Source organism: Phocaeicola sp. GP0067 (assembly GCF_031119655.1).
GTDB lineage: Bacteria > Bacteroidota > Bacteroidia > Bacteroidales > Bacteroidaceae > Phocaeicola > Phocaeicola vulgatus.
Genome location: NZ_JAVHZY010000007.1, coordinates 1 through 11,696 on the forward strand (window position 1 = coordinate 1; position 11,696 = coordinate 11,696).

An 11,696-nucleotide genomic window follows, 5' to 3' on the forward strand; every position below is an offset into this window, starting at 1 on the left:
ATGATAAGGCGGTGGACCGTTATAACGTGAGCCGTATTGTGGAAAATGATATCCGTGAACAGGCTGTCGCGGAAGGAAAAGCGATAGGAAAAGCAATAGGAAAAGCGGAAGGAAAAGCGGAAGGAGAGGCGGAAGGACGTTTGAAGGAGCGTTTGGAAATTGCCCGTAAACTGAAAGAGAACGGTTTTTCCATAGCGGATATTGTCCGGGTTGCCGGACTTTCAGCGGAAGAAATTGATAAGCTGTAACGGTGTGCACGATTGATTGTACTGCTAGGTGATTTGCTTCTGTTTTGTAGAAAGATGAATGGTGGGTAGGGTAAATTAGAATGATGTCAATGTCGGTTCTCTATAGGGCTATCGTATACGATTAGTATGGTAGTCTGTAGATTGAGTAAATTCATTATTGTAAAACCTTTCTACAAAGAAAAACAAATCATACGTAAGGGCATTCTCCATGCAGTTTCCTCCAAAGAAGAAACTGCATGGTGATTGCCACTTTCTTTATTATTTCTCCAAGTACCCGAATACCCCCTCCGCATCGAAACACGGACAAGCCTTCGGGATACTTCCCGGCATATCCCTGTGTCCCCTTATCCGGACACCGGGAAAGATTTTCACCATCCGCATCAGCAACAAAATAAATTGTTCCGTCTGTTCCGGTGTCCGGGTATCTGCCGGACGTCCGTCCGCATCCAGCCCGCCCTCATAGCAGATGCCTATGCTGCAACGGTTCCAGGGGCGGCAGTGCGCACCCACTTCCAGAAGCTTGCGGTGCTGGGTCACACTTCCGTCACGACGGATATAAAAATGATACCCCACTGTGCGGAAACCTCGCGTTTTGTGGTCACGGAGCAGTTGCTCGGCGGTGTAATCCCGGGTGGAGCGTGTGGCGCTGCAATGAATGACGATATATTTCACGGAAGCGGAGGATGCCATCATCGGGCCGTCCTCTTGAGTGAGGAGAGCACGTTCGTTCGGGATCTCTTCCTCACCGATTATCATAGGGAAAGTTTCTTGAATCATGGTTGAATTGAAATAGGGAATTAAAAATTAAAAAGTGTCATGCGATGGGCCAGGGGGCTTTTTAAAAGAGAGTGGTGCAACTGGTTACGCCCAAGGCGGTGAGCGCTGCTATGGCAGCTTGGATAATGGCGTGCAGAATTTGCTTCCAGGTGATTTTCTTTGAATTGTTCATAGGGATATTTGTTTTAAAGGATTTGTTTTTTTCTGTCATTCCGGACAAAAACGAGGAATCTGTGGGCATAAAAACGATTGCATTCAGATTCTTCACTTTGTTCAGAATAACAGTTTTATTTCAGAAAGGCAGATCTTTATAGAAATACAGGTCTACTTCGGAACAACCGTTTCATTTCAGAAAGACAAAATACGATCAGACTTTAGAAGCCCGGAAAGTTCAGGCGTTTTCTTCCGTCTTGTCATCTGGTCCGGAAGCCTCTCCCGTCAGGTCCACGGTGTTTTTCCCCGCTTTCAGGGCTTTAACCACCAGCTTGGCAGCCTTTCGGGTAGGGACCAGGTTGAATACGCTGTCTTTCAGCAAGCTGAGGAAACGGGTCCCGGCTTTCCAGCGCACGTTCAGGTCTTCCACATGGATGGCGGGATTGTATGTCTCCAGTGATTCGGCTCCCATGCTGTTGATATGAATGGAGAAAGTGCCCAGATCGCCCATCTGGATGCGTTGTCCTGCCAGAAGCTGCTCCCGCATACAGTCCACCGCTTGGATCAGGACCGCCTGGATGTCGGCAAGGTTGTATTTGGAGCCGTGAGTCGAGATATGCTCGGCAAACTTGTCCAGTGTCATGATTTCTGAGTACTGGGCGTTGGCATAAGCCTTCTTGGGAGCATCCTGGTCACTGGGATTGGCACGGAGTGAGATACTGTAGTTGATCATCGTTTTTGTTTTTAAAGGGTTATTATTATCGGAAAAGTGTCAGGTAGGAGCAAGGCGCACACTGCTGCGGCGTTCGGTGAAACTTGGGGCAAGATCCGCGGAATCTTGTACCAGGATTTTTGTAATCTTGTGCCGGGTTGCGGCTTCTTCCTTCTGACACTGCAAAGATAACTTCACGTCCGTGCGGCGTGACCCCTTCCGACCCCTTTTGACCCTTTGGGGAAACTGTCCGGGAACTCGGCCAGCACTTGCGTCATGTGGTGACTTCAGGGGGGGCACGCTTCCCTCTTTATTCTTTCCGCGTAATCCACGCTCAAAGAGAGAGGAAGAGTTCTCGGACAGTCTGTGGCAGATTCCAGGGGGAATCACGGTTCTCCCAGGTGGAGGTAGACGAGTTGCAACTGGCGGCAGGTGAAGGATTTCTGACAGGGATGGTATCCAGTGGCTTCCAGGGCGTGGAGCAACGGTGCGCACCGGGCGATCCAGCGCATCAGATGACGCACGGCTACTTTCGGCGTACTGTCCGGAAAATAGAGAAGGGCTGTTTCGGTCTTATTCATGAATGGTTTCTTGTTTAACGTGAGTTTGATAGATGATGATAATGAACCAACGGCCAATCACCTACGGATAGAGTGCGGCCCGGTTGGCACATTGGCGCATTGGTAAATTGTACATAGCAGCAAATCAATAAATCGGTACATTGACACATGGGCAAATTATTCAAATCCCCTTTCGGCATAAAGCGTGCCCGATTGTTTTTATACTAACCGGCATGGAGTGTCGTATATAAAGTTTATCCGGAGTTTTCCGAACAATCCCAATGAACTGCCACAAACGATTTTTGCTATCCGGGAACAACGGCCGCACGGAGCAGCGACGGGGACACGGGGACAGTGGGGACAGCCCCTTTTTTCCTCACACACACATGCGTGTACATATAGAGAGCCGGGTCAGTTCTTGTGATACGTTCCCTTGCCGTCCACACTCACCAGCGCCCCCTGTTTGGTGAGCCGTTTGAGCCAGGTCAGCGCGGTGGATTCAGGTATCCTCCTGTCGTGCGCTTTTTCCAGCAACAGCCGGCGGGTAAACTCGTCCTCCATCTCGGCAAAGAGCATATCCTTGTCCGCCGTGCTCCGGCGCTTGATAACGGAGGAGGACAGAAACGAAAGAACATGGGTGGCGTGCAGATAAAGCGGCTCCACCAAGGCAAGCACGGCATGGAAATCATCGTCTGTAATCACCAGGTTCCAGCGCGGGATGATACGGTCCTTCAGATTATCGGAAGAAATATGCGCGTCAGGTTTCACCAGAGAAGGGTCTTCCAGGCTTCGCAGGATGGCGACTATCGACATCATGCGGCACGCATTGACGGCAAGACGGATGACGGAACTGCTCATCTCGTCCCCGTTGATCTTGCCGGAACGATGGAACAGTTTGTCGAACAGGAAGTTGAACTGTTTATGCTGGGCATGAGTCAGCTTCAGGGTAAACAATCCCCGAAGCGTCAGCTCGTCCAGCGTGTTTTTCCATTCGTTGCCCATCAGGCGGAATTCCTCGTCCACATCCACCTCATCCTCGCCGAACTGGTCTGCCCATTGGGTGACGCGTGGCATATAATAAAAGTTCTGCCGGGAGAACAGACCGTTCTCCGCCGTGGGGATCAGGGGCTTTACCTGTGCGGGCGTACCCGAGAGCAGCACGGAGAGGTAGCTTCTGCTCACCTCCTGATATTCGCGGTCGGTGCGCCGGTTGTAGGACAGGCGGTCGTGGTCGAACGCCTTGCGCAGCGTGTCGCTCCAGTTTCCGTATTCGGTCCCTATGGCGGTGGATACGGTGTCCGCCTCACTTTCGCAGATGATGCCCGTTCCGTTGGAATCCATGATATTTTGCAGGATGCCTGTTCCGGTGTTGTTTCCCGATATGAGGAACATCCGGTTGGGAGGCAATACGGGAGCTTCCTGATTTTTCCGTTCCTTGCCCAGAGAGTCGTAGGCAGCCTTTTCCCGGCGGTAAGTTTTCATCGCCTCTTTCACCTCGTTGCGTATCTTGTCGTGTATGGGTTCGATGAGGAGCCGTACCCACGTCAACGCGCTTTTTCCCGAGGCGGACGGGGCCACGATGAAAGTCTGCATACAGGGGGCCTGCCACTTCCGGCCGTACTGGCACCGCACTATGTGGGAGAGGGAGGCGCCCAGTACGGTAAACGCTCCCAGGAGCAATATATCACGCTGTTCGGGATTTTTACCGAAGGAAATGATTCTCTCCAGCAGTTCCGGCCACACATAGTTCTGTGGAAAGGTAGGCAGGGGGGAATAAGGATCGGAGCCTTCGGTGAGCTGTTCCTCCTCGTCGGTATCATCGGAAATGTTATTTTCCACCTTATTATATCGCGCGCACGTGTGTGGAAAATCCGGGGCTGTCCCTGCTGTCCCCATTGTCCCTGCCTTGTGAGAGCCGGCACTGCCGGAAATCTTCACTCCGCATTGCCCGGCCAGATGGAACACGGTTCCCAGATGTATATCTTCTTTATCGGCATGAAGCGCGTTCGAGAACAGTGCTTGTGCATTTTTTTCGTCGTATTTGGAGGAAAGGGAGCAGAGGGAGAGGAAATCATTGCGTCCCGCTTCCCCGCAATCGTTTGCGATGGCGAAAGCCAGTTGTACATATTCAATGTAGGTGGGAGCGATATCCGCGCCTGCCATGCGGACAGCTTCGGTCAGCTGCCGCAAATTTTCTAAAGGATTGTTCATGTTCATGATATTTGTTGTTTTTTGAGTGCCTGTTTAAATTTTGTCCGGCATTCTTTTGAGTATGCTTTTCTATTCTTCTTAAATTTCCCGGCGTATCAATGCTTCCTCGTCATACGAGAGGAAACAGGCCCGTACCAGGTCCTTGCCGGAACGGTCCACGCCTTTGCCGGAGCGGCTCGTTTTCTTATCTTCCCCGTCCGGGTGGCTGTCATAGATTGCTTGTACGTAGTTCATCGCCCAGTGGATGTTTTCGGAGGTATTCTGTCTGGTGTCGGGTATGCGTGCCAGGTCGTAGGGGATGAACGCTTTTACTCCGCGTCCGCCGGGGCTGGTGAATGCCAGTACAGGGCGCAGGAGGCGGTCGTCGAACAATTGTCTTTTCAGCTTTTCCGCTTCCCCACGGGAATCAAGATGGTCTATGTCCACTACAATCAAGCCCGACGGTCCGGTCAGGCTGTCGCTTTTGCGGTAGGAAAAGACGCCGCAGGGAGTAACGTAGGGCAGTGTCTGCTGCTTGAGCATACGATAGATTTTTTCATCCCCGTTTTCCGCTGCCCGGCGCACGGTCTCGGTCAGTGTTTTCAGGCGTTCGCTGGATGTGATAAGTTTGTACACTTTCTGTAAGGTTATTTCCTTGTAGGGCGTTAAGGTGGGCGGCTGGATGGTTCGTCCGGTGGCACTGTCCTTTACCGGTGATATCGGTGGCAGAAACAGTGACATTTTAAATTGGTTCATTCGTTTTTATTTATTAAATTTGCAAGCCCTGATATTTATGAATCAGGTTATTGATTTTCAATGTTACAAAGTTCGATATAATAACCGAGATACGTGTGTTTTTGTCCTGAATGAGGACATGTAAATGAGTATTCATATAAAAAAATACGATTTAATCCGATGGAACATTTGAATCCTGTTGATCAGGCCCGGCAATTGGCTGCCGAGGTAGTGAAACGTCTGGGCCAGTTGAATCTGCACAGACGGGAGTTGGAGCGTAAGCTCCATGTGGCTAATGGCTTTTTTACCAGCCTGGAAGAAAAAAAATAACATGACGCTTCTTCTTTTTTTCGAGGTGAAGGCGGTTATAGAAGAACACTATGAGAGGCGTATCGAGTTTTACAGGTATGTCAACCCGCCGCTGTCACGGGAGGCGGAACGTGAACTGGGGGAGTGGAAGGGAAAAGTGAGGGAGATAATGGGGATGCTTTGAGTAAATTCTTTAATGAGAAATTTTTGTCTGAAGAAAAATAAATTGTATATTTGCGAAAACCTACTTGGAGGAAAAATATGAAAACGACATCTGAATACATTGCATTATTGCGTAAGTATATGGCTGAGAATGCTCATAAATATGGCATTGTGCGTATGGGTATTTTCGGGTCTGTGGCACGTGGCGAGCAGACTGAAAATAGTGATGTGGATGTGTGTGTGGAAGGTCAGCTGCATGGCTTTTTCGCTTTAGCGGGTATAAAGCAAGAGTTGGAAGAATTATTGGGCTGCAAAGTGGATATTGTACGCCTGCGAGATAGAATGGATTCATTTTTACGTGAAAGAATTCAGAGGGAGGGCATTTATGTATGACACGTTGATCGCTTTCCATATATTGGATTTGATACAGAAATCTCTGGAAAGAATAAGTTTTCGTTTTTCGGATATCTCCTGTCCGGATGATTTTCTATTGAGTGAAAGCGGTATGATGAAACTGGATAGTATCTGCATGAAACTGACTGCGATTGGAGAAAGCATTAAAAATCTGGATAAGGTGGCAAACAAAGAATTATTGGCTCAATATCCGGAGATTCCATGGAGGTATGTGATGGGGGTACGTGATATAATAGTACATCATTATTTCGATGTAGATGCTGATGAGATTTATCGTATTTGCCTGGAAGACATACCACAATTGCAGCAAGCGATAAAACGAATGCTGGATGATCTGAAGACGGATAACCTAATAATGGGATAGCTTTTCTTTACCAATATCGTAAAATTCTTTTCTGAAGAAAAGAAGTCATATTTTGCGGTAAACGCAACAGGAAGTGGCGGAATTTGTTTATCTTCGTAGCGGTAATGTTAAAATGGAAAAAATGATGGAACAGCAGCAATTGAAGAAATGCCCGATAGGCATACAGACTTTTGAGGAAATAATCAACAAGGGTTACCTCTATATAGATAAGACGGAATATGTTTACCGGATGGCGCACGGCGCCTCCAAATATTGTTTCCTGAGCCGTCCCCGCCGGTTCGGCAAGTCATTGCTGACTTCTACGTTGCACAGTTACTTTGCCGGGAAGAAGGACCTTTTCAGGGGATTGGCCATTGAGAAGCTGGAAACCGAATGGACGGAATATCCGGTGCTGCACTTCGACATGAGTCTGGCGAAGCATGTGGACAAGGATACGTTGGAAAGCATGCTGAGCTTCCAGCTTAGCGGATATGAACAAATTTATGGCAAGCCTGAGGAGGCTGTGAAGCTGAACGACCGGATGACTTCACTCATCATGCGTGCCAACGAACAGACCGGCCGACAGGTGGTAGTCCTTATTGACGAGTATGACGCGCCTTTGCTGGATGTGATGCATGAGGAAACGGATCTTCCCGTTCTCCGTAACGTGATGCGCAATTTTTACAGCCCGTTGAAGGCGTGCGACCCTTATCTTCGCTTTGTGTTCCTGACCGGCATTACCAAATTCTCCCAACTCAGCATCTTCAGCGAGCTGAACAATATCTTGAATATCAGTATGCTGAAGCCCTATGCCGCCATTTGTGGCATCACTCAGGAAGAAATGCAGGAACAGATGACAGCTTATATAGAACGGCTTGCCGTTTCGCAGGAAATGAGCAAAGAGGAAACGTTGCAGAAGTTGAAGGAGAAATATGACGGTTATCATTTTACCTGGCCTTCGCCCGATATCTATAATCCGTTCAGCCTGCTGAATGCCTTTGCCAATGACGAGTTGAACAATTACTGGTTTGGCAGCGGCACGCCCACTTATCTGATAGAGATGCTACGCAAGTTCCACGTCCTTCCCTCCCAGTTAGGGGGAAGTATGCAGGCTATGGCTGCTGATTTCGATGCGCCTACGGAGAAAATGGAGGGCATTGTTCCTCTGCTCTATCAGAGCGGTTACTTTACGATAAAGGATTACAACAAGCTGGCCGAACTGTATACGCTGGACATTCCGAACGGTGAGATACGGATCGGGCTGATGCGCAGCTTGCTGCCTGGCTATCTGGCCCATAACACGCTGAAAGGCAATACGACCATCGCCCGTATGTATCTTGCGATAGCCGGGGGAGATATGGACGGGGCCTTGCGTCTTCTTCAGGAATTCCTTTCTACTGTTCCGTATTGTGATAACACGAATTATGAGGGACATTACCAGCAATTGTTCTACATCATCTTCTCCCTGTTCGGGATGTATGTCGATGTGGAGGTGCGTACCCCCAAGGGGCGTGTGGATGTGGTGATGCGTGTTGCCGGTAAGCTGTATGTCATTGAATTGAAGCTGGGTAGGTCTGCGGAAGCGGCCATGGCCCAGATCAATCTGAAGCAGTATCCCGAACGCTTTTCCCTCAGCGGATTGCAAGTGGTGAAGGTGGGGATCAATTTTGATGTGGAGAAACACACCCTGGGGGATTGGGTCATAGAAGAATAGGCCGTATATGATGTAAGAACTCTTTCATTGCAGGGACGGTAAAAGCGAAAAATAATGGAACAGGAACTTTTCGATAGGATATCAATTAAGATGCTGAATATTTGTTTGTTTGAAGAAAAATTTCGTTCTTTGTATTAAGCTTGATTGCAGTTAACAACAAATTCAATCTAAAGATAAGGAGTATGAAGCGTCCTGAAATCGTGAAATCTATACAAAATGCCTTACATAAGGTTGCTCCTGGTATAAAGGTGATACTTTATGGAAGTGAGGCGCGGGGTGATGCGCGTAGTGATAGTGATATAGACCTGTTGCTGTTGATAGATAAGGATGTGGTTACTTTGGAGGACAAGATGCTTTTAACTGCTCCTTTATATGACATTGAGTTAGAAACCGGTGTTCAAATCAATCCGTTTATAGAGTCGATGAAAGAATGGGGAAAACGTTTCACTCCGTTTTATGAGAATATAATGAAGGAGGGGATATTGTTATGACTCCGGAACAGCGGTTTGATATTGTTTTATATAGGCTGAATTCAGCCAAATCATTGTTAGATGAAATAAAAGATCATATAGAGCGTGGTTATTACAATACGGCAATGAATAGGATGTATTATGCCTGTTTTTATGCTGTGAGTGGATTGTTGTTGCAGTCGGAGATAGACGGAGTCAAGAGTCATGAAGGTGTACGTCAAAAATTCAGCCAGCATTTTATTCTTACAGGTAAATTCCCTAAAGAATGGGGACGCTTTTATTCTATTTTGTTCAATAATCGTTCAGCTGCCGATTATGAAGACTTTAAGAACTTTGATTTAGCAGCAACTCAGGAAATGTATCCTAAAGTCTGTGCTTTTATAGGACTTATTGATAATTGGGTTTTCGATAAAAATTAATCCGTAAAGAATAAGATATTTACTATAGGCTGCATGCAATGATGCATGTGGCCTTCCCTTTTTTTTGTTGCCGGTAGCGACCGGCATCCGCATAATGTATTGCATGAACGACACTCTTCGCGACTACCAGCAGGAGATGAAGCTCCGCCTTTTCAAGGAGTGGGAGCTTCACCGAAGTGTGATGGTACAGATGCCTACCGGTACGGGCAAGACGCATCTGCTGGCCGCCATAGTAAGGGAATTCCTGCGTGGTTCCGGCAGCCGGGTATGGATCGTGGCGCACCGCCGGGAGCTGGTGGAGCAGATAGAGGAAACCGTGTCCCGGCACGGGATGAGCAAAGAGGACGGAAGGGTGAGGGTGATGTCCATCCAGTGGCTGTCACGAAACCGGAAGCACATGGATGAAGAGCCGGACCTGATCGTTATCGACGAGGCGCATCACGCCCTGGCGGAAACCTACCGGATACTTTGGGAGAACTATCCGGAGGCAAGGAAACTGGGTATGACCGCCACTCCCTGCCGGCTGAACGGCAAGGGATTCACGGACTTGTTCGACAGCCTGATTGCTTCGTGGACTGTCGCGGAATTCATCGGAAAGGGTTGGTTGTCATCCTTTGACTATGTGTCCATCCGTGCGAACAGCAGGGAACAGCGGTTGATAGACTCGCTGAAGAAACGGGGTGCGGACGGGGACTACCAGGTAAAGGAGATGAACGAGGTGCTGAACCGGGAGACAAGTATCGGCCGGCTGTATGAGAGCGTGGAACGATATGCTCGCGGAAAGAAAGGAATCGTATATGCTGTCAGCATCGCCCATGCCCGCCGGATAGCGGCTTGTTATAGCGCACACGGACTGGAGGCTGTGGCTATCGACAGCAGGACTCCGGCTTCGGAACGCCGGGAACTGGTGGAGGCTTTCAGACGGGGGAAGGTGAAAGTGCTGGTCAATGTGGATATCTTCTCCGAAGGCTTCGACTGTCCCGATGTAGAGTTCGTGCAGCTGGCACGTCCTACGCTTTCCCTGGCGAAATACCTGCAACAGGTGGGACGTGGGCTGAGGAGGTCGGCCGACAAGGCGTCCTGTATGCTGATAGACAATGTGGGTCTGTACCGCATCTTCGGTCTGCCCGCCCGGAACCATGACTGGGCGGCGATGTTCGAGGGGCGGATGATTGGCAACGCGCTGTCCCGGGCACGGGCGGAAACAGGCAGGCTGTCCGTATCCGGTCTGCTGCCGGAGGAGGAAAGACAACGGGAGGATGAACTGGAGGTGGTGATAACGCACGACCGGCTGATGGACTTCCTTACAACCCGGGAAGATTCAGCAACGGAAAAAGGCGGACAGCCCGTTTTGAAAAGTTATTATGACAGACAAAGCGGGCTTTGGGGATTGAGGCGCGGGGAGAGGATGACGGTAAGGCCCCGGTATCCGGAAGTGTTTGATATCTGTGGAGACCGGGCGGCAGTGAGATTCGGGAATAACTGGGCAGGTGTGGTGAATGAAACCGGACAGCCCGGAATACAGCTGGACCGCTGCCGGAAAATGAAGTTCATGAAGGGGGATCTGCTTGCCGTGACAGACTGTGCGGGCAATGAATCTTACATCGACCTGAAGGTAAACAGAACCTATCGGGAGAAACCCGTGGTGTTGTCATTCGGCTGTATGGAATTGCCATACGGCGGTGTGGAGCTGCTGAAGGTGGGAGCGTTCTTTTTCAGCCGTACCGGAAAACCGTATGTCTCCATGCGAGGGGTGGATCAGAACGGCATCTACTTTTATGACTTTTATCTGAAGATACCGGATTACCGTGTTCCGAAGGACTGCCAACTGGTGGATCCTGTCTGGACTACCTTGTTTGATGTTTTCGCCTGTGTGCTGGCAGGGAATGAGGAGGAAGTATATTGGTGCTGTGGCCGTCTGGCGGACCGGAGTATCGTGGTGATGGACGGGAACGGGAATTATTATCATGTGGAGAAAGGGAAGGAAAAGCGGTATATAGCCTGTAATGCTCCCCGGCCGGGCGAGGAAGATTTCCATACGGTGATGGAACGTCTGAAGGAAGAAGCCGGGCGGCGTGCCGGGATAGCTCAACGGAAACAATTGCAGGAAGAGGAACAGAAAAGGCTGAAAAGGTTGGAAGAGATCAGGGATGCATTGCCTTTCCGGATGGGGATGAAATGGGGCTTGAAACTGGGGGAACGTATCATTGTGCCTCCCAAATACAGGAAGATTCTGCCTCCTGTGGGCTATTATTGCGCTTACGAGGAAAACGCCTGCCAATGGGGAATAATGGCTCTGGACGGAAAAGTGGTGGTGGAGGCCAGATACCAGAAGGTGGATATAGAATGCAACGGTACGGTGCATCTGACGGTGATTCCGGGTAAGGTGAAGACCATAAAACTCTGAGCGTTTGCCGGAACGGAATGCAAATGGCGCAAATGACACAAATAGGAACGGGTATAAATTTGTGTCATTTGCGTCATTTGCGT

The 11,696-nt window shown here is 49.3% G+C and carries 14 protein-coding genes and 1 pseudogene; 9 read left to right on the forward strand and 6 right to left on the reverse strand.

The window, feature by feature from the left end:
* Positions 1-248 (forward strand): annotated as a pseudogene (locus RE317_RS07355) (hypothetical protein); the annotation flags it as partial.
* Between the two features lie 258 nt (positions 249-506).
* On the opposite strand, the gene RE317_RS07360 reads toward RE317_RS07355, so the two are convergent.
* From RE317_RS07360 to RE317_RS07385, 6 genes are all read right to left on the reverse strand, one after another.
* Positions 507-1,025: an N-acetylmuramoyl-L-alanine amidase gene (locus RE317_RS07360; protein WP_005847794.1), complete on the reverse strand. Its 519-nt coding sequence runs from the start codon at positions 1,023-1,025 to the stop codon at positions 507-509.
* A 61-nt stretch (positions 1,026-1,086) separates the two neighbouring features.
* Positions 1,087-1,197 carry a smalltalk protein gene (locus RE317_RS07365; RefSeq protein ID WP_007852218.1) on the reverse strand — a complete coding sequence of 37 codons (111 nt, stop codon included), beginning with the start codon at positions 1,195-1,197 and terminating at the stop codon, positions 1,087-1,089.
* 219 nt (positions 1,198-1,416) lie between these two features.
* Complete coding sequence (locus RE317_RS07370; RefSeq protein WP_303266228.1) at positions 1,417-1,911, reverse strand: DNA-binding protein; 495 nt, start codon at positions 1,909-1,911, stop codon at positions 1,417-1,419.
* 365 nt (positions 1,912-2,276) lie between these two features.
* A complete protein-coding gene (locus tag RE317_RS07375; RefSeq protein ID WP_008667139.1) occupies positions 2,277-2,471 on the reverse strand; it encodes a DUF4248 domain-containing protein in 195 nt (64 codons plus the stop codon).
* 390 nt (positions 2,472-2,861) lie between these two features.
* Positions 2,862-4,667 carry a DUF3987 domain-containing protein gene (locus tag RE317_RS07380; RefSeq protein ID WP_032944569.1) on the reverse strand — a complete coding sequence of 602 codons (1,806 nt, stop codon included), beginning with the start codon at positions 4,665-4,667 and terminating at the stop codon, positions 2,862-2,864.
* 72 nt (positions 4,668-4,739) lie between these two features.
* Entirely contained in the window at positions 4,740-5,396 is a 657-nt protein-coding gene (locus RE317_RS07385) for a BT4734/BF3469 family protein (RefSeq protein ID WP_032944568.1), read from the reverse strand.
* Between the two features lie 159 nt (positions 5,397-5,555).
* Here RE317_RS07385 and RE317_RS07390 point away from each other — a divergent pair, with 159 nt between their 5' ends.
* The 8 genes from RE317_RS07390 (at position 5,556) to RE317_RS07425 (ending at position 11,613) form a co-directional block, all read left to right on the forward strand.
* Positions 5,556-5,705, forward strand: coding sequence for a hypothetical protein (locus tag RE317_RS07390; RefSeq protein ID WP_005847786.1), 150 nt, complete (start codon positions 5,556-5,558; stop codon positions 5,703-5,705).
* Position 5,706: 1 nt separating this feature from the next.
* Entirely contained in the window at positions 5,707-5,868 is a 162-nt protein-coding gene (locus tag RE317_RS07395) for a hypothetical protein (protein ID WP_008781504.1), read from the forward strand.
* Positions 5,869-5,945: 77 nt separating this feature from the next.
* Positions 5,946-6,239 carry a nucleotidyltransferase family protein gene (locus RE317_RS07400; RefSeq protein ID WP_008667148.1) on the forward strand — a complete coding sequence of 98 codons (294 nt, stop codon included), beginning with the start codon at positions 5,946-5,948 and terminating at the stop codon, positions 6,237-6,239.
* Positions 6,232-6,624, forward strand: a complete 393-nt coding sequence (locus tag RE317_RS07405; RefSeq protein WP_032944567.1) for a DUF86 domain-containing protein — start codon at positions 6,232-6,234, stop codon at positions 6,622-6,624. Before RE317_RS07400 ends, RE317_RS07405 begins: the two co-directional genes overlap by 8 nt.
* 124 nt (positions 6,625-6,748) lie before the next feature.
* Positions 6,749-8,317, forward strand: a complete 1,569-nt coding sequence (locus tag RE317_RS07410; RefSeq protein WP_022508943.1) for an ATP-binding protein — start codon at positions 6,749-6,751, stop codon at positions 8,315-8,317.
* 182 nt (positions 8,318-8,499) lie between these two features.
* The gene (locus RE317_RS07415; protein ID WP_005846765.1) at positions 8,500-8,808 is read left to right on the forward strand and encodes a nucleotidyltransferase domain-containing protein; all 309 of its coding nucleotides are present in this window, start codon (positions 8,500-8,502) and stop codon (positions 8,806-8,808) included.
* Entirely contained in the window at positions 8,805-9,206 is a 402-nt protein-coding gene (locus tag RE317_RS07420) for a HEPN domain-containing protein (RefSeq protein WP_005846767.1), read from the forward strand. The genes RE317_RS07415 and RE317_RS07420 overlap by 4 nt, the downstream gene beginning before the upstream one ends.
* 103 nt (positions 9,207-9,309) lie before the next feature.
* Positions 9,310-11,613 (forward strand): DEAD/DEAH box helicase, encoded by a 2,304-nt coding sequence (locus RE317_RS07425; RefSeq protein ID WP_032944640.1) that lies wholly within the window; start codon positions 9,310-9,312, stop codon positions 11,611-11,613.
* The last annotated feature ends 83 nt before the right edge of the window (positions 11,614-11,696 follow it).